The following is an 18,669-nucleotide window of genomic DNA, read 5'->3' as shown; positions in this document are numbered from 1 at the left end:
TCTTCGGTTAAAATGAAACTTCTACCCTGCGGTTCTTCTGCCGACCGGCTTCGGTATCATTCGTAGCTACAGGGTTGTCGATCCCTTTTCCTACCGCGTTAACCAGGCCTTTGTCGATACCATTTACAATCAGCAATTTCTTGTAAGCATCGGCCCTTGCCTGCGATATGGATTGATTGAAAGCGATATCCCCCTCGCTGCTGGCATAACCAAATACGCTTATTTTTAATGCCGACCCGTTTTTTTGCCTCTGACGGATAGTGTTAACGATGCTACTGATGCTTCCCCTCGGCCTAACAGAACCGGCTTTGAAAGATGCAGCTATTATGGCGGCAGCACTGTCGCCAACAGGCTTTGGACCGATGAAAGCCGTATCGGTTGCTGGAACGACGGCCACTGCCTGTACCGTTTCCGCAGCAGTATTTACTGTACCAGCCGGTTTGAACAAATACCAGGCGATGCCGCCAATAACTAAAACAGCAATCATCACCAACAGCCAGTACTTGGGCTTTTTAGCTTCCGGCTCGCTTTTGGAAAGATCGAACCCCGGCTTTTTGGAGGAGGCCGTAGCTTCCTCATTTTTGTTTAAATTGAATGACATTATGATTTGGTTTAGGTATACATATCGACTAAAGTTTGCAAACTGCCCGTATGGGCGCGACCCATGGCTTCGAATTCCCAGGTATTATCGACGCGGAAGAGCCGGCCGAATTCTACAGCGTCCTCGTTAGTATACTGCTCTTTCAGGTCGTAACGGATGATTTCCTCGCCGGTATTTTCATCGACGATCCGTATATAACAGTCTTCCACCTGACCGAAATTGAGGCCAAGGGTCCTGCGGTCCTTTTTATTATCATTCGGGTATTTGCAGATGGTACAGCAAATGATGATTTGCTCGATCCCGCTGTTTACTTTGTTCAGGTCAATCAGCATATCCTCATCGTCATCGCCGTCACTTCGCCGCCCGTCAGGGTCGTCTATCGCACCGGTGATCGAACCGTCTTCAGTTAGCGGACGGAAAAGGCCTTTTTCGACGGCATCTTCTTTACAGTTCCCCATCCGGACCTGGCCGTAGAAAACGAAATAGGAATCCGAAGGGATCTTGAAATTTGCCCCGATCGCAAACGCTGATACATCAAGGTCGAACTCGGGTCCGCCGGGCTGGTCATTGGGGTCCCATCCCATCCCGATCTTCACGAGGGAAAGCCCCGGCGCTGCTTTGGATAAGGAAAAGCGCTCTCCTTTGTTTAAATTGAAACTTGTCATTGCTATTGTGATTGTTTTATTGATACATCTCCACGAGTGTGCCGAGCCCGCCGGCAAATGCCTGTCCCACCGCTTCCAGCTTCCAGTCACCTTCAGCCCTGACCATCGTTGCGATCAGCACGGAATCTTCATTTGTGAAATTCTCATCCAAACGGTACTCGCACATCACGTCATTATTCAAGGCATTGCGAACTTGTATGGCTGCATTCTTTACATGCCCGAAATGGTGCCCGCGTGCTTCGGCTTGGTCGATCGTCACGGCGAAGTATAAGAACTCGACCCTGCTGTCCATGATGCTAAAGTCTAAATGGATCGCCTCGTCGTCGCCCTCCCCTTCTCCGGTCCTGTTATCCCCGGGATAGAACGCGGAGCCGTCCGGGCTCCTTGGGTTATTGTAGAAGATTAAAAAATCGTCTGTAATCAATTTTCCGCTTGCACCCATCATGAATAAAGAAAGATCCAGGTCCACTGGGTGTCCGTTAACAACTGCCTGGTCCCATCCCAGCCCTGCGATCAGTTTTTTCAACCCGCCCCCGACTGAAGACATCGAAACCGGTACTTTTTTTTGTAATTGTATAGCCATTGGTATTTTTATTTTTTTGTGGGTGGTAATGGTGGTGGCGGGACTGATTTTGGCCGCTCTCCAGCCGGCTTGATTTGCGGTAATGGCGGCTTGGTGCCCTGCACCGTTCGGCCATTTGGCGGAGGTAATGGTGGTGGCGGAGAAGGACGCGGTGGCGGCACTGCCCGCTCATCTGCCGTGGTATGCGAATGTTTATTGAAAAAGAGCTGGATCGCATTGTCCGTATGTGCTGGTTCGGCACTAATAACATATGGATATTGTTTGAGTAAACGGCTCGTAAAATAAGATGTCCTGATCTGGCCGCTGCCAAGCACTACCATCAACTGTTCACTGCCTATTTTAAACTTCTCCACAATGCCGCTAATAGCGGCCGTTACGGACAGGTCGCCCGGATAATACTGCAGCCTGTGATCGATCTCTTTTAAGTTCACCCGGAACCATAATTTATCTCCGTTTGTTAGTTCTGCGTCACCGGTAATGATCGCGCCTGTTGAAGACAGTAACCCCGTACAATAGTGCAGTAGTGCAGATGCTTCGCGGGCTGCATCCAGGTCCAAATGCGGATTTTGGATCAAAATATAATCCATGATCATTCCGGCCAGTATCCGGACCCGTGGATCAGCACCCTGCCCCGGTAGCGCCAGCGAACTGGCCGGCATTAGACAATGTTTTTCGTAAAACTCCACGTATAAGGTATCATCGATACCGCTCAGGAGCAATACAGCATGCTCTGAACCAATCAGCCGGGCCGTTTTTAAAGATTCCAGCAACAAGTCGCTGGAACTGGCCACAGAAACCGTCCTGTACCCCGCTTCTGTGAAGAGCGATTCCACCAGGCGCCGTTCCGGCTCATCAAGGCCTGGCTCGAAAATAAATTTCAGGGGTAAAGTTCGGCGATGCGATTCGATAGAATCACTTTCGTAAACAACGGAGGTCAGGAAATAAGAAAGGTACTGCTCAATACCATAATAAAGCAGTTGTTTAACCCTTCTGGGGTTGTTGTGGAGGACAAAGTGCTTGCTGGGATCCTTGATGATCTCGAAATAATCCCCAAAGCTTTGCGGGTCGTGCGCATAGAACCTATCCCGCGCAGCCTGCCCAAACAGGATCTGGTTATTCTCCACGCAAAAATAAAGCGGCACCTCATTGCTGCCCCTGATTGCCAGCGGGCTGAACCGCTTCCCTTCCGCCTGATACCAGAAAGTGACAGAACGCCGGGAAACTTTTACCACCACGCCGTATTTCATCTCTATTGCTTTTGAATGCCTTTTAACAGGTGTTTTTCGAAAAACTTCATGCCCTCGAGGATGATAATCGGCGCGACATAATCAAACTTCTTCTGTTCGTTATTTTTCCTTTTTTGCGCCTCGATGAACTCGGGGATGGCCTTGATATAATTTTCGATATTCATGTCCTCGAAACCCAACATGAAATCGGAAGGGGTCATCTTCAGCCCGAACATGGTGGAGGCAACTTTATAGAAAAGGTCTGCAAAATCCATGAACCGCGGGCAGGGTGGTTTGCCATTCTCGACACGGTAAAGAAAGTGAGAGCCGATATATTCCGTCATCTCCGGGATGATGGAATTAGTGGATTTTAAGTACTCCACCTGCCCGCCCGGCTTGACAATGCAAAAGTTTTCTTCGCCCAAAATTTCGATGGCCTGCTTATTTTGAGGTACCAGGATACGCGTCTGGCTGGTAGGTATAGCCAACCCTTTTGATACCTCGTATTTGACATCAGAATTGTCCTGGCCGCGCTGAGAGTTGATATCAATGATCTTCAGCGGGTTTAAGGAGACAGGGACGATTGTCTGCCTGGCGACGGCCTCGCCACCGATGCCGCGAAGGAACATTTGGGTATAGTAGTCATTCGCTGCTTTTTCGTCGACCGCACTGAACCAGTCGAATATACGTGCACCTTTACCGGCAAATGCTATCCTGATGCGCGGAGGGCTTTTTTTGACCAGTTCCGTCGCATCATCAGAACGAACGATCTCCTCCCGAAGCTTGTGGACCAACTGGCCGGCATAAAACATGATCAGTCCCGTGATGTAAAGGTTCACGCTCATCATTTCTTTACAATCCGCCGCAATTAGCCGGTAAAAAGCCTCGAAATCGGCGGCCTCCAGCCGGTCGACAACCTGTTCAAAATAGTATGGCGCCGTACTGGCGGAAAATTTATCTTCGCCCTTATTCAGCCCTTGGATAGAAATATGTTTTTGTTCGCACATCTTTAGCAATACCCGCTTGAAATTTGGCGAATATTTAGTGGCCTGCGCAAGGCGTTCTGCCGCGAACCGGATAGAATTCTGCTTGATCATTGCTTTCCCTTTGCCGAGATCCGAGAGAACCGTTATATCTGTCGTACTGCCGCCTATATCAAAGCAAAGCAGCAATTCGCCCTGGCTGACGGCGTAACCATCATTCGGCCGGAGCATATAATTCGCTACGGCACAAGCTTCAGAAAGCGATTCGTTGTCTTTCAATACCTCGAAATCAAAACGGATCGGCCCATTATCAGTCGGGATATCGACCTCTGCCACTTTTTGCGGTCCAGGTGCGCCCCAGCCCGCGGCTACAGGCGTTTCCTGTGCCGCCCAGGGGTTTGCCGGAGAGGAGTCCCCCCATGCAATCGCACCCGCTGAAGGTGTATCCCAACTGCTGCCTTCTGTGTTACCAATATCAGACAAGTCCGAAGGACGATAGGTCTTTAATTTCACAGTACTGTTCAGCGGGTTAATCGCGATAAGCGAATCCCAAATAGCACGGTATTCGTTCAGCATATCCTTACCCATCGAAGACGGATAAGACCATTTCAGCGAATGCGGTTCATGGTTCTCTATAAATAATTGGGCATAAACATGCAGGAGTAGTGAACCCAGGTAAGCCGTTTTATAACTTTTGTCCAAAGCCTGAGTGGACCATTTCATATTATAAACGAGTTCAGCACTGCCTACCCGGTTATATTTGAGAAAATAACGGTTTTCCAGGGCGGTATCGATCGGCAGGTTCTTTTCAAAACAAGGGAAGCCGCCTTTCACGGATTGCGCTAACAAGGAATCCTGCTGGCTGCCGGCTTCGTTTGCCACCCGCCTGGTATCGTGCAGCGTTAAAACAGATTTAATGGAGTTAGTTACGATCTCATCGTTTTGGAAGAAAAATATCTCATCCTCGACAGCAGGTCGTTCATCATTGTTTTTATTGTCGTTCCCAAGCAGGGACACTCTTTTATTGGTCAGTGTCAACTGTCCGCAAACTTTACCGGCGCTTTCAGACCAGTAGGCGACTGATGTATTCGTACTGCCGAAATCTATCCCCAAAAACGCCGGTGAAAGGTTCCTGGCGGAACTAAGCATATTGACGGGCAAGGTTTTACTGCTGATTGCCCCGGTATAACGGATGATCCCGAAACCGCAATCAGCTCCGGCATGTGAAAACTTAATTCCTTTAAACGGCTGGTTGCTTTCATAGATTTCGTATTTATATTTATTGTCAGCCACAGCATTGTTCGAAGCGATATGCAGTTTAGCGGAGATGCCGGATCCCAGGTCCGGGTTCAAGACACGCCCTTTAGCGGCCAGGTACACCGGAGCGCCCTGGCTGTCCAAAGCAATCCGAAAAAAATCGTCATGGACATTGCCAACAAAAGGCGTTGCCTGGAATTTGGCATCGTTATGCGGGATCTCTGAATAAAGAAAGTATCTGCCCCACTGCTTGGAGATAAAGTTGGGCCACATCAGGATATCTTTTCCCATAATCGTGTCTCTTGCCACGCCGTAAACAACCTGTTTGATGATCTCGTTCCCACTATCTGTGATCAGCTTGAGCTGAACTATTAGTTTTTCCCCGTCCTGTTGATCGGGGTCATAAACAGCTGTTAGCCTCGATTTCACGTTCGTGGTATCCGACAGGCCTGCCAGGGCATCCAGATTCGCGCCGAAGACATTCAGCGCCAATGGTGTAAGGGGCAGTGTAAAATAGGCATATGAACCGGACTGCCCTTTTGTTTCGGCGTTGAGTAGAAGGAAAGGCTTATCAGAAAGGTAATTTTTTGCTGCCACACCCGGCTTACCAAAATCGAATTGTACGATCTCCGTTGCGTCCGCCAGGAGGAGATCCTTCGGGTCGAAGGCGATGCTGCTATCTGATGTAGCATCGGTTGAAATCACGCCTTCTGACCCATACAGGATGGTAGAATAATTGAACAGTTTTGCAAAAGGTTCCTGGAAAAGCGATCCTACTTCCGGCGGTGTTTGCTGATCCAGTTTGGCGAAATTCTTTGCCTGCTGGTACGCAACCATTTCATCCATCCAAGCCCTTACGACCGCTGATACATTGCTGTAATCCGGGCGGAACGCACCGTCAAGCTTGCCGAAATGATTTCTGAAGGATTCGATATTCTTAAGGATATGGTTAGCATAACCGTAGATCTTGAACAGTTCCTCCGGTTTAAGTTCCGATCTTAGAGGGTCGGTGAACCTGCCGGTACCGATATCTACGAAAGGAAGCCTATCTCCGATCCGGTACGACACCGATGTGAAGAGGAAACAATCTGGCGAAGTACCGCCAACCACCTGGCCCTTGTAAGAGATAATATCGATAAATGGTACTTTGTTCGCGTTATTGGCCAGCGACTGGTCGCACCACAAAGGTTTTTTTTCAAAAAGCGCGTTCCCGAAGGCACCTTTCGGTTCATAGATATTGCCGGTCTCGGCCACCTGCTTACCATCGGAATAAGCGAGTTCGACCCGTTGGATACTAATGTCTTTATAGTTCAAAGCGAGGCAACTGATAAAGCCTTTCCATTCATTCAGCAGCGATTTGTAGAAAAGCACCAGGCCTGAGGCGGTGGCATCTTTGTCACGGACATTGTTCATCGCGTTATCAAACAGGCTAGCGCGTGCAAATACGGTTGGCATACCGGAAACGATAGATCCAATGTTCACAGCAGAATTACCTTGCTGGTCGACGGCGATTTCAGGGATCAGGATGAGTTTTGTAAAGACCTCCAGCTGCGGCAGTTTGTCCCACGCAAATTCAACGCCTTGCGGTTCGGCAGAGGACTGGACCTTGATAACGAGTGCTTTTGTTTTTGACATGATCAGAATGCTTTATTTTGATTGGAAGCCCTGCGAAACAGAGATGGCATTATAAAGGTGCGCCAGGAATTTTTCTTTGGTTGTATTGACCATTTGCAAGTCACCCGGCCCCGAATCAATCAGCCTGGAAACAAAGGTGCTGTACCTGCTGTTTATGAGCGTTTTAGGCCAGTGATATTTCTCGTCGGTGAACATGGTGCCAACATCGAGCTTACTGAGTTCTGCCTGACTATTTGGGAAAGATTTGCTGCTAAAAATAAAATTACCAGGTGCGATAGAGTCCCGAACCTGGTAGATCCAGCCAGGTATGAATTTTCCATTTTCAAACGTATAAGCGAAATACTTAAAGTAGTCATTCAAATCAGCACAATCCGCATCGCTAATGCTCTCATACTGGTAGATCTTTTGTTTTTGCAGAAGGTTAATGAAGGCTTTGATGCCCAGATCACCGCGCGCGCCGCCGTTCGCAGTTAACGAAATGTGGGCCAGCGAGAAGAATGCGCCGAGCTTATTGGAGAATACTTCCCCTGCCCTGCCGATATTACCGACCAGGTCTTCTGCCGTAAAACTGAAAGCGTTATCATGGAAGGGGACGGCCTTATATAGATATTCTGCTTTGGTCGTATCCAATAGCGAAGTGCGTGTAAAGAAATCGAATGCAGCGCATGCTGCTGTCAATTCAGTGATGTGGCAGCCGTTTTTCTGGTCCGCTCCCCCGGTGATGGTTTTTCCAGTATCCTGTACGCCATCGGCATTTTTACTTTCTACCGGCCAGCCGATATGGTAAAGCAATTTATAAGATTTTTGCACGGTCGGGTCGCTTTGGTAAAATTGCAGCGCCGCCTGGCTGTTCAATGGAAAAAAAGAAGCGTCTGCGATCACACTGTCCTCCTTGGATGAACGCTGCTTATCATCCGGTTTTTTGAAGGTGAAATATTCGGTGAGCAAAGTCGCTCCGAATTTCACCCTGCCCAGGTCAATACTTGATGCACCTGCAGAACGGATCTGCACAAAATCCTGCAAAGCTTTGGGGATAATCGGGATGGCGGACGCACCCGTACCGCCAAATATGGATCCGAAAACGAAAACCCGCGCCTTTTCACCAGCCTTTTCCAGTTTTTCAACAAATTGTTCCAGTTCCCTTTCCTGTGGTTTTACCTGGACACCGCTGGCTATGCTCCGGGCAGCTTCAGTAATGCCGTGGTACATCAGCAGAGAGCCTAAATGGGTCTGTGCACGGTATCCGTGGGCGAGGTTAAATTCCTGTACCGACTGGTTATCGAGAAAGAGGTCGGACAACAATTTATTATCGCGCTGCTGCACCTCGCTCCCGGTGGATAATTTAGCGAGGTTCTTATAGTTCTCCCTGCCTTTACCGGAATAATCGGTATAGAAACGGTAGAGTGTTAACCTGGTCGAAAAAAAGGTATCCGCATTTGCTGTACCCCCATCATTGTTGCCGGAGGACTTGACGCGGTTGTACAGCCGCAATAACTCTTCCACCCGACCTTTATTCCCATTAGTCTGGTCCGTATCCAAAGTCAGCACTTCGATCTCCCGGCTATCAAACATGCCGATAGCGCAAAGGTGAATAAAGGATTCCAGGCAGCGCATCCCGGTGCCTCCAACAGCGATTAAAAATAATTTATCCATGTTTTTAAAAGGTTAGAACCAATGACCGATTTTGCCGTTTTTGAATATTTTACTGAGTACAAATCCGAGCAGGAGGTATAAAATAAAGCCTGCCGCTGTCCCGATGCTCAGGGCATTGATATATCGTTTGACGATCATAATATTCGCATCCGGTTTGAACATATAATACCCAAGCAAAAAAATAATGGCAGGGTTTAAAGCGGCGATCAGCCAAAACCAGCTACGCCGTTTTAAGGCGTCTTTGGGCCTGCTGCCCCCTTCATAATTAATAGCGGTGGCGATCAGCGCTGCAATTAATAAAAGGACAAGGGCGGTGATACCCGAGATCACATAAGCGGTAATTGATTCCATAATTGTGTTTTTATTCGGTGGTTTTGAGGTAATAGGTATAAATAGTTTTGCCGGTTGGTTGTAGGTCATCCAGGGTGCTTTTTACCGAATTGTATAAACCCATGTTGGCTAAGCCGCTGGTGTTGATCCATTTGAATTTTTCAAGCACCGGGTTAGCGTTGTTTACCGTGGCGTCTTTTACACTAACGGTGATTTTTAGCAGGCCCTTCGGATCGGGGATACTGCCCGCATCAAACTGCGGTGAAAATGCGATACCGATCTCGGCTCTTTTTTTATCGGTATGAAATGTATTATTGAAAAGCGCCTGGTTTATGGTAAATAGGCCGCTTAGCGTTTTCGAATCAGCGGGTTCATAACGGTATTCCGGTTTAATGCTCCCATCGGGCAGGTAGCAGGAAAGCGCGATCTGGTCCGTTTCCTGATCCGAAAACTTATTTTCGCCATCGCTTCCTTTAACGATTTTCGGGCGGTGCTTTAGGACTTCCAGTGACCTGGCATAGCGTTCAAAATCAGCCGTGGCATCAAAGACGCTCACCTCAAGTTCTTTATAAGTATAGCTGTCTTCATTACTGAGGTCGATAAAAAGCTTTCTGAACAGTTCATTGAACTGATTTTGCGGCAAATAATCTTTTCTGGAGTCGGCGATCGTCGCCCAACTTACACCGAGTGGGTAATACTCAAAAGGCATGTGCTGTTGCAGCCCGTTGATATAATTATTTTGTAGGTCCAGCACATTTTGATCTTTTTCGCTTTTGCCGGAGGCATCGCGAAAGATGCCTCCGGTGTTCACACCCGGATAATCGGTCGTTAACAGCCAGAAATCCGCGGCGAGGTCAAACTTCGCTGGGAGGACGGCCAGTTTGGGCCGAAGCTTATCGATCAAACTGGTGCCTGTTGCCCGGCCGTAAGTAAAGACGGTAAAGTAAATATGCTTGTCTACTTTTCCTTCTTTGTAGTCCGCAATAAAAAAAGAGATGGAATTTCCATCCTTTAACCATTTGGAGAATGGTAACTTGAGGTAAGCAGTGGATGCGACTTCTGCATTGTTTTGCCACTCTTCGAAATCGGTGATGAGCAAGGCATCATTTTGGGAGCCCACGATTTTTTCAACGGCTGCCTGGATAGGTGCGCGCCGGTCCAGGTATTGCTTAGGATCATTGACGATCTGGCCAAGTTCGGTGCTATTAGCCACTTGCAAGGGCGTTACCTGGTTTTCTGCAAGTTTAAACACCTCGAACTTTTGCGCAAGCACAGTGTTGAAGCATTCCGGCATCAGGTCTTTGATCGCGGGTGTTCCGAATGCGGTGTACATACCCGCGGAAAAGTCTACGTACATTGCCGGTGAGCCTGAAGGCTGTTTGCCCGTACCTGTTTTCAGGTCATTGTAAGCAGCCAAAGTTGCCCGAAGGTTTGGGCCATAGAGGTCTACTCCCTCAAAGGGATCCACTTTGCTTCCTCCACCGCAAGATGCCATGACCAAACAAACCGGAATCAGGTATTTGTAAAAATTCTTCATCTATAAAATTGATTTAATGTTTGTATCTACTTCAGCAACAGAAGCAACTCGTTTTGGAAAATTGAACAACAAAGAGCTCAGTACTGGCAACACGAATACAGCCACCGTGGACACGGAAATAAAAATATCCGTTTGCTTGCCATCCAGCAGGGCGGTGAATTCGGTATGCGGGTAAAAGTGCGCGTAAAGTGACGCTAACAGCTTCAGGCCGAGTATACCGATCACAACAAACGCCACAGTTTCCAGGAAGGGAAATTTTTCGATCAGTTTTACAAAACCCTGTGCCACGAATCGCATGGCGAGTATGCCTATGAATACGCCGATATAGATCAGGTAAACATGGTTCGTAAATGCGACGACCGCGAAGACGTTGTCTATCGAAAAGGCCAGGTCCATCACTTCAACCAATGCGACAGTCGCCCAAAATGTCCCGATTAACCCTACAGTAGAACGGTATGCCCAGCTTTTTTCATTGTCAAGAGCCTCCTCTTCTTTCTCCTCCCCTTTGCCACGGAAGTAATCCAAAGCCAGGTAGATCAGGTATAAGCCGCCCAGGGGCTTCAACCACCAGATCGAAACGAGCCAGGCGGCGAGGAAAAGGCAGAGGCCTCGCATCACGTAAGCACCGATGATGCCATACTTCAGGGCCTTTCCGCGCTGACTTTTCGGCAAGCCACTCACCATCGTTGCAAGGACAGCCGCGTTATCTACGGATAACAGGCTCTCGATGACGATAAGGTTAAGGACGATAAGCAGGCCTGCTTTAATATCCTGCCCCAGCAGGGTATGCACAATATCCATCGTGATAAGGTTTAGGTGTATGAGTTAGTGATTTTTCCAATTGGTTTGTATCCAATTTTTAACATGTTGCTGGCTTCGCAGCTCGCTTGGATGCACCCTGATCATCCTTTCTATTTTTTTGCCATCAGTCACATCGAAGAACTTCCAATCCTTCATTAACGCCTTAATCATGTAAAGGACTTCATAACCCTCATTGCGGTTAAGTAAACTGCTGTCCGGAGTTCCTGTTAGTTTAGGGTCGTCCTCTTTAGTATGTTCCCAGCTGTACTTGTAAACTAAATCTGATTTTGAAAATGGCATTGCGTTTAATTTTAAGTGTTAATGATTTATTTATCTTCCCAGTGGCAAAGCGTTTTGCCTTCTTTATTTGCTTCTTCTACCGTCATCTTTACTGTTCGGTATGTACAGTTGCTCAAGCCTCGACAATGTTCTTTTAAATGGTATCTTCTCGCGTTTGGGCTAGCACAGACATACACCATCGTTGAATCTTTACAACCCACGCCCATTAAAAAGAGAAAGAGTAAAGCCAACTTCATTGCTGTTACTATAATAATCTTTCCGCGATTCCGCTTTCGGTAACCTGGTCTCCACAGGGAAGTACCATGATCTTACCCGTTTCCGGAAGTTCCAGCAGGCAGAAGCCATCCCTGCAATTCGCGTAGCGGTATTTTAAAGCGGCAAGGCCTTTAATCAATCCTTGCTCCTGCGTAATCCTGTAGACGTACCGGGAACAACTTTCCCGAAAAATACACCTCCGCCTTTGGCTAGCCGGAAATGCTGCCCAATAGAACCGGATCAATAAGAGCAGTGGCCATTTCATTTATTCCGGTTTACTAAAAACCACCATCTGGTAAGAAGCCATATAGCCTGGTTTTGCGCCGACGCCGAAACACCCGGCATCTGCGAGTACATAGGTCGACACGCTTTCCAGCCGGATATACTGCCATCCCTGGCCGGTATATTGCCTGATGAGGTTTTCCAGTTGGTCGGCAACGACAATCGTCGTTTGCTTCTTGTGATCCATTGTTGCGGTGAAGGGCACTACTTTGTATTCCATGTCAGTTTGGGTTAGCTTATTGCATGATCCAAAAGTATAACGGGAAACCGCGCCATTTTTACGGGAAACCGTAAGGCAAGAAATTATTTGAAAAAAGTTGAAATGATTGCTATGCGACTTGGCATTAAGGTGTATAGCTCTGATCAGATAATGCCCATATCTTTACAAAATGCGACAAGCTGTTCGTTTTTTGTAAATTCAAGTACATCCTTCATTAAGTTGAGGCGTTTCTCCATGCTGCTCAACCCGGATGGGCGGATTCCGTTTTGGAGAAGGTGGGCGGGAATATCCTTTTGCAGTACGCCATTTGATAATAGCGTCACGATGGTCGTATCGTAGGCCGTAAAATCGTGCATATTTTTTTGCCTGGCAGCCTGGCGGAGCTCGGTAGGGTAATGAATCTTATTTTTAAAAATCGCTTCAATAGCCAGTTTGAGTTCCTGGGCGTCCCGCCTGGCTTTGCGCACAAAGCCGTTTATGCTAAGCTCATTGAAAAGGGTATCGATTAAAGCGGGTTTGTGCTCTGCTGAAAAAACAAGCACCTTTAGCCCGGGCTGCACTTGTCTGGCTGCCGCGATCAGCGCTGCTCCGCCGCTGATCTTTTGCACATGGCCATCCGCGTCAAACGAAAGGTCGGTGATCAGTAAATCATAAGGCGTACCACTCCGAACACCTTTCTGTATCCTGGTCAAAGCATCATCACAATAATAGGCATAATCAGGCCCGGCGATACCGAGGTCCTGCAATGTCTTTTGTACAGAAATGTTCGCGCTTTCATGGTCTTCGGCAATCAGTACACTGTTAAACATATTATTCGGTCTTAGCAACGGGAAAAGAGATCAGTATTTTAACACCTTTTTTCACGTTAACCCCAAATGTAATCGATCCCTTTATACTATTAATACGGTTTCCCGTATTTGTTAAACCATTTTTATATTGCGGCTCGCCCGTAAAACCCACCCCATTATCCGTATAATAAATATTGATACGTCCGCCCTTGCGCTCGAACCTGACCGCGACATTGCTGGCGCCACTGTGCTTTTTCATATTCACCATCAGTTCCTGCAATACGTGCTCGATCTCGTACATTGCGTCAGCGTCAATCTCTTTCCAAAGCGCATTGCTATTACCCGCAAGCGCCACTTTCGTGCTGCCGGTGGCAAAAGATCGTAGTATCCGGGTTAATTTTTCCGAAAAAGGCAGGTTGGGATTATCGGGTTTGTCATAAGAAATATCCCTGGATTTCTCATACATATTTTCGATTCGGTCCAGGAGTAATTCTTTATCGAGTTCGTCCTGGTTTTCAATTTCGGACATCATCCTGTACAGGCCGTTCGCTACGACGTCGTGTACTTTTTTCGAAGTACGAAGCTGGTTCTCCTGTATTGCTTTTTCAGCCTCCAGTACTAAGCGCTGCCTGCGTTTCCGGTAGAGGAAAATACCAAATGCAAAAGCAGCAAGTGAAAGGACAAGGGTACTATAAATAATGACTTTCTGTTTAATGAGCTGGTAACGTTTTTCGGCATTGTCTTTCTGGAGGCGAAGGTTATCTGCTTTGTTTTTCTGGGCATCATACCGGATCAGCGCGAACTGGTTCTTAGCGGCATTACGCACGGTTTGGGTACTATCATTAAGTCTTTGATAACGTACAAAATATTGTTTTGCATCACTTACGGGCCCAAGCCGGATCAATTTTTCCAGGGCCTCCATCTGGTCATCAGCACTATTAAGCCGGGAGGCAACACGATACATGTCTGCCGCATAACGATAGGCCGAATCCGGCCGTTTTAGCGAGTAATAGTCTGCTAGATGCGCATAGCTGGCATTTTGGCCCCAAAGGTTATTGGCCTCCTTCCGGAGCCGGAGCGCGGTTAACAACTCCGGCGCCGCGTTATAGCCCGGGTTTTGCAGCCATTTGGTCCTGGCAAAATTCGATAATACCCTGGCATATTCTGCGGTATCCCGCCGGTCGTTAAAGATGCTTTTATAAATACGAAGTGCTTCCCTATATCGCCCCTTCTTTTGGTATGCCAGTGCTTTGTTATTCAGAAATATCCGTTTGTAGCTTTCCACTTTAGCGATGCGTAAGGCGGCGGCGTAATATTCTATAGCCGCGTCATAGTTTTTAAGGCTTACGCTGTTTACGCCCAGTTCGTTGTAATCAGAAGAAAGGCAATTGATATCATCAGGCTTATTTTCATTCAGGAATTGGAGGGAAGTGAGCAGGGTTTCCTGGGCACCGAAGTAGTCTCCCGCATCAGACTGGATGATGGCCATATTATTGTAGGAAATCCCGACCTGCAGGCTGTCTTTGGAATTGGAGACCACCTTATTGAAGTAATAAAAGGCAGAGTCATTTTGCTTATACAAAAAAGCCTGGGCCTTTTGAAAATCCGCCGTCCCTGTAAAAGGCGATGCTGTTTTCTCTTTGCTGCAGCAAAGCAAAAGCATTATACCAGCAAGAAAAAAAAAAGGCTTCTTCAAGGTTTAAATTTTATTTAAAAATAGGAAAAAGCCGCGAGTAAGCAATAAAAAAAGTCAGGCGGGATTGCTCCTGCCTGACTGCTGCAACACCTGTTTATGGATGAGGCGGCGGTGGTGGCGGGGTCGGGTTGCCAGGCGCATGGCCGGATTCACCACCGGTGTCTGCGTTTGTGGTAACACCACCATTAGTATTGGTATGATTATGGCGCGCAGGGCATGAGAATGCCAGGAACAGCGCTAAAATTAGCTGAAACATTTTTTTAAGGATTAAAGGGTTAATAAAACCGCAGTGCCTTGCCCCCGGACTATCCGGGAGCGGCGCTGCGAACCGCGTAAGAAGCGCTTCTTACATTTTTTGGGAAGTGTCAGCATTGATTGCGGGAGCTGTTCGCTGCTTCCCAAGCCGGCTGGCAGCCACCGCTTTCTTTGCTGATTCGAAAACAAATGTATGAGCGCATAAAGCGCTTATTTGCAACGAATTCCGGAAATTCCGATGATTCCGGCCAAATTCCGGGAATGCCTTGGAGATTCCGAAAATTCCGTTAGCTTTACCTTTATATATGCTTAAAAATGTTTGAGGATTATGTAGCCGCGGTAATGGCGGACTATGGAAAAAAGAAGGAAACTGGAGCTCTTTCGCTTAATTTAGTTGGGCCTACGGCTGCCAAAATCAAAGCGGAATGTATTTCTGTCTGCCATGAACGATTTACAAAAGGTGATGAAAGGGTATTGAGGCCATTTTTCGAGTCGCGGGAAGACGTCGATGCCTATATAAGAACAATCAGGCTCTGCAATGCTGACAAGCTGAAGACTTTGTCAAACTACCTGAAGGGCGTTACTGCTAAAACGGATGACAGGAACATTGAGTTATTGGCCTGGCTGATTGACTTTGAGCACCGGCCTTACAGCAAATGGCAAAAAAAAGGTATAGTGATGGTGCCTACGGGCGATAACATAGATGAGATAAAAGCTGAAGCCGAAAAGCCGGGCAATGAAGTTGCAATACCCTTGACTGCAGCAGTAAGCCTGCCTGTCACGGAGGACCCCGTTTTCAGAAAAATTTCTAAAACTTTACCCGCTATCGCGGCATTGATCGTGGCCGCTTTAATAACCTTTGGAACTTACCGCTACTTTCAAAACACTGGTACACCTTCCGTCCAAACTTTTGCTGCTGCCTCCGGGGCGAGTGGTTGCATGTACTGGAACGGCGAACGGTATCAGCCCCTGCCCTGCAATAAAAAACTGGGCGATACCCTTATCGTCGCGCTGGACACGATAAGGTTGAACCATTTTCAAAAAATCATGAGAACCGATACTATAACCGACAAATGCATAGGAAAAATTTGGTATTTCAAGGCCGATAATAAGCTGGAATATTTTACTGCGGGAGGTTTTCACCCGGTGCATCCGGAACGGAAGTTAAAGCCGTTGTCCAGACATATGCTGGAGAAGTATGTATTACATTAATCGTTTTTCTCCAAATTGTACATACTAATATAGTTTGCATTCATTTAGATGATGTAAACACTTTCCAAGGAAAGGGTGCAGGGCAGCAAACAAGAGGGAATGCTTAAATCATATTCTTTTGACGTTTTCTAAATTGGTATAAAGTACCAATATTTTTTGCAACCTGCACTACTTCTGATTTATCTAAAGCAATATGGTGGGTTATTCATAAAGAACGAACTTTATCAGCGATGTCAGCTATATGCATTTTCATTCCCTTTTCGGCCAGCGCAAAGCCTTTCCTTTCGCGGCCGGGAAAAAGTAGCGTACCCAAGTTAAAATGATGACAAGCAATTTCTTCAATATCATCGCCTTCATTCTCTGGCTCACCCAATACTTTTTCGGAATCAAAAGCGGCGTCAGCTCATTGCTGAGTATTAAATATCAGGCCCCTGTTTTGCTGAGTAAATTAGCAAATGATAAGATAAATTACTTATTCAAAATCGCCGCCAGTGCCTTCGGCTCGATCGCTATACCGAAGCCCCACCAGTATTTGCCTTCGTAGACCCACTTCCGGCCAACTGCTGAAGTTGGGAAATCGAATCCTATAGGCACAACCACGAAGCTTATTGCATTGAAGGAATAGCTTATCGTGGCCCCTGTAGACAAAAACATTTGCTTTGATTTTTTATCGGCAGCAAGGAAACCGTTACTTGTCGTAGCATCAAGTTCTTCAATTGACGGCGCGAGCCAAAGGCCCATACCTAACTTATGCGTTTTTTTGCTTGCGTCCGAATAATAACGATCCCATTTCCACCCGAAAAAATCGACATTTAAGCCAAGATTCGTAATTCCGGATTGCGCATTCGTAGCCAAATCTCCTTGTTCCGGCCGAATTTTAAAAGGCACGGTGATAAGTGACAGATTCGGTTTGTAAGCACTGAAAGTGTTATTATAGATCGTGTACACCTCGTTCTGTTTAAGCAGGATTCTCCTTTTTGCTACAACCTCCTGATTGTCGGCATGATAACCATACACCGTCAGTATATTGTCCGTCGATTCCACTTTAGTAACATAGTTCAATTTTAATAAGGAATCGTGCATATAATCATCGAGCGTATAATTAAGACTCTTAGCCTTTTTGACGGTAATTACCGCTGCATCAGAAACGGCCGCTCCGGTTAAAGAAACATTTATGGTTACATCGACCGATGTTGAAACAGTATAATCTGTCGCGAAAATCACATAGAATGTTGCCTCATCTATTTCGTTGATTTCTTTGTCAGTTTCCTGAAATGTAATTTTCGAGTCGCTTTTAGGCAATGCGATAGTTACTTTCTGACCAGCTATTTTATTTTTCACCTTTACGACAATCGGTACGATCAACAATTCATCGCCCTTTTCTACACTGACCGTTTTGGACTCGAATGCGACAGTCATTGTTTGGGCGAATGAAGTATGGCCTACGAATAGTAACAACAAAAGAGTAATCAGTTTCATAATTGCAAAAAGTTAAGGTTGTTGATTGAGACTCGAATATAAATGATTTAATTATTCCTAAAAAGGGTGTTTTCACAGTATTTCAATACTAGCTACCACAATCCCAACAGGAAAATTTTATACTAAACTTAATACAATGCGCTCATTAGGATTCAACAACTTCCAGGAATGGACAGTGGTGTTGACCCATGTGAGGAACTCAACCGTAAGCGTATTAAAGCAGGCAGCAAAGCCCCCGCTCCTATTTCCCCGCCCTTTTCCACGTCAACCGCCCCGCGCCCCCCCCCGCCGCCAAATTAAAATAAACCAAAGCTAATGTGATCCGTCAGGCCAACCAAGGTCATCTGCGAGCGCCTGGGGCAGCCACTGATAATGATAGTCCATGAACACATGACCCGCCCCTATTACCGATAAGAAATAAAGCAGTTTTATGTATTGCCCAGAGCAAAACGCGGTGAGCAGGCAAAGCGCTCCGGAATTGATCAGGATCAAGGGGATGATGAGTACGTAGGCGAGCCAGGTGAGTGCGAGCCCGAGGACGAGGTAAATGATCAAGCGGGCGGCGAGCTAATTGCCGCTGGCGTCTGCCTTGAGTTTCGCTTTTTTTGTTCGATCTCAATCTCGCCCTGTTTTTTCAGTTCCGCATAGTGGGTTTCCTTTTGTTCGATCAAAAGCCGGCCAGGCGATGCCGCAAGCGTTGAGTTTGTCGGGCATTCATTTATCCGAATTTTCATCCAGCCTCGTCTCGCTGTCACTGATACGGCATTTGTAGGCGACATTTTCGGCGCCTGTACTTTGATTTTCCCAGTAGTAATCGGTACAGCGTTCCATGGTCCTGTTTAAAGCCAGGTCGCCCGGGTCTTTCACTTGTCTTGGATTTTAGAGGCTATAACCAAAGCGCAAACCAATCT

At 47.0% G+C, this 18,669-nt stretch carries 18 protein-coding genes; 1 reads left to right on the top strand and 17 read right to left on the bottom strand.

The features are described 5' to 3' along the window. Window positions 1–7: 7 nt before the first annotated feature. The 14 genes from AC1DXC_RS23435 to AC1DXC_RS23370 form a co-directional block, all read right to left on the bottom strand. Window positions 8–601, bottom strand: a complete 594-nt coding sequence (locus tag AC1DXC_RS23435; protein ID WP_477461604.1) for an OmpA family protein — start codon at window positions 599–601, stop codon at window positions 8–10. Between the two features lie 11 nt (window positions 602–612). Further along, window positions 613–1,266: a TerD family protein gene (locus AC1DXC_RS23430; protein ID WP_477461603.1), complete on the bottom strand. Its 654-nt coding sequence runs from the start codon at window positions 1,264–1,266 to the stop codon at window positions 613–615. A 16-nt stretch (window positions 1,267–1,282) separates the two neighbouring features. Continuing rightward, window positions 1,283–1,849: a TerD family protein gene (locus tag AC1DXC_RS23425; protein WP_477461602.1), complete on the bottom strand. Its 567-nt coding sequence runs from the start codon at window positions 1,847–1,849 to the stop codon at window positions 1,283–1,285. An 8-nt stretch (window positions 1,850–1,857) separates the two neighbouring features. After that, the gene (locus AC1DXC_RS23420) at window positions 1,858–3,096 is read right to left on the bottom strand and encodes a hypothetical protein (protein ID WP_477461601.1); all 1,239 of its coding nucleotides are present in this window, start codon (window positions 3,094–3,096) and stop codon (window positions 1,858–1,860) included. Window positions 3,097–3,098: 2 nt separating this feature from the next. Continuing rightward, on the bottom strand, window positions 3,099–6,950 hold the full coding sequence (locus tag AC1DXC_RS23415; RefSeq protein WP_477461600.1) for a hypothetical protein: 3,852 nt from the start codon (window positions 6,948–6,950) through the stop codon (window positions 3,099–3,101). Between the two features lie 12 nt (window positions 6,951–6,962). Next, window positions 6,963–8,603: a hypothetical protein gene (locus tag AC1DXC_RS23410; RefSeq protein ID WP_477461599.1), complete on the bottom strand. Its 1,641-nt coding sequence runs from the start codon at window positions 8,601–8,603 to the stop codon at window positions 6,963–6,965. A 12-nt stretch (window positions 8,604–8,615) separates the two neighbouring features. Continuing rightward, window positions 8,616–8,954 carry a hypothetical protein gene (locus AC1DXC_RS23405; RefSeq protein ID WP_477461598.1) on the bottom strand — a complete coding sequence of 113 codons (339 nt, stop codon included), beginning with the start codon at window positions 8,952–8,954 and terminating at the stop codon, window positions 8,616–8,618. Between the two features lie 10 nt (window positions 8,955–8,964). Continuing rightward, complete coding sequence (locus AC1DXC_RS23400; protein ID WP_477461597.1) at window positions 8,965–10,470, bottom strand: hypothetical protein; 1,506 nt, start codon at window positions 10,468–10,470, stop codon at window positions 8,965–8,967. Continuing rightward, a complete protein-coding gene (locus tag AC1DXC_RS23395) occupies window positions 10,471–11,271 on the bottom strand; it encodes a TerC family protein (protein WP_477461596.1) in 801 nt (266 codons plus the stop codon). It abuts the gene before it with no gap. A gap of 24 nt (window positions 11,272–11,295) precedes the next feature. Then, entirely contained in the window at window positions 11,296–11,571 is a 276-nt protein-coding gene (locus tag AC1DXC_RS23390) for a hypothetical protein (RefSeq protein WP_477461595.1), read from the bottom strand. Window positions 11,572–11,815: 244 nt separating this feature from the next. Then, window positions 11,816–12,091, bottom strand: a complete 276-nt coding sequence (gene yidD, locus AC1DXC_RS23385; RefSeq protein WP_477461594.1) for a membrane protein insertion efficiency factor YidD — start codon at window positions 12,089–12,091, stop codon at window positions 11,816–11,818. Next, the gene (locus AC1DXC_RS23380) at window positions 12,092–12,328 is read right to left on the bottom strand and encodes a hypothetical protein (protein ID WP_477461593.1); all 237 of its coding nucleotides are present in this window, start codon (window positions 12,326–12,328) and stop codon (window positions 12,092–12,094) included. 143 nt (window positions 12,329–12,471) lie between these two features. Continuing rightward, window positions 12,472–13,137 (bottom strand): response regulator, encoded by a 666-nt coding sequence (locus tag AC1DXC_RS23375; RefSeq protein WP_477461592.1) that lies wholly within the window; start codon window positions 13,135–13,137, stop codon window positions 12,472–12,474. 1 nt (window position 13,138) lies between these two features. Next, window positions 13,139–14,812 carry a tetratricopeptide repeat-containing sensor histidine kinase gene (locus tag AC1DXC_RS23370; protein ID WP_477461591.1) on the bottom strand — a complete coding sequence of 558 codons (1,674 nt, stop codon included), beginning with the start codon at window positions 14,810–14,812 and terminating at the stop codon, window positions 13,139–13,141. A gap of 570 nt (window positions 14,813–15,382) precedes the next feature. On the opposite strand from AC1DXC_RS23370, the gene AC1DXC_RS23365 reads away from it, so the two are divergent. After that, window positions 15,383–16,279, top strand: coding sequence for a hypothetical protein (locus tag AC1DXC_RS23365; RefSeq protein WP_477461590.1), 897 nt, complete (start codon window positions 15,383–15,385; stop codon window positions 16,277–16,279). Window positions 16,280–16,484: 205 nt separating this feature from the next. Here AC1DXC_RS23365 and AC1DXC_RS23360 read toward each other — a convergent pair whose 3' ends face one another. The 3 genes from AC1DXC_RS23360 to AC1DXC_RS23350 all read right to left on the bottom strand — a co-directional run bounded on the left by AC1DXC_RS23360 (window position 16,485) and on the right by AC1DXC_RS23350 (window position 18,625). Then, complete coding sequence (locus AC1DXC_RS23360; RefSeq protein ID WP_477461589.1) at window positions 16,485–16,652, bottom strand: hypothetical protein; 168 nt, start codon at window positions 16,650–16,652, stop codon at window positions 16,485–16,487. 95 nt (window positions 16,653–16,747) lie between these two features. Then, window positions 16,748–17,758: a hypothetical protein gene (locus AC1DXC_RS23355; protein WP_477461588.1), complete on the bottom strand. Its 1,011-nt coding sequence runs from the start codon at window positions 17,756–17,758 to the stop codon at window positions 16,748–16,750. A gap of 714 nt (window positions 17,759–18,472) precedes the next feature. After that, the gene (locus AC1DXC_RS23350) at window positions 18,473–18,625 is read right to left on the bottom strand and encodes a hypothetical protein (RefSeq protein WP_477461587.1); all 153 of its coding nucleotides are present in this window, start codon (window positions 18,623–18,625) and stop codon (window positions 18,473–18,475) included. Window positions 18,626–18,669 lie beyond the last annotated feature (44 nt).

It is taken from the genome of Mucilaginibacter sp. P2_D11 (assembly GCF_056404435.1).
The sequence above is the reverse complement of the archived record's forward strand: the minus strand, read 5'-3'. Positions and strand labels throughout refer to the sequence as shown.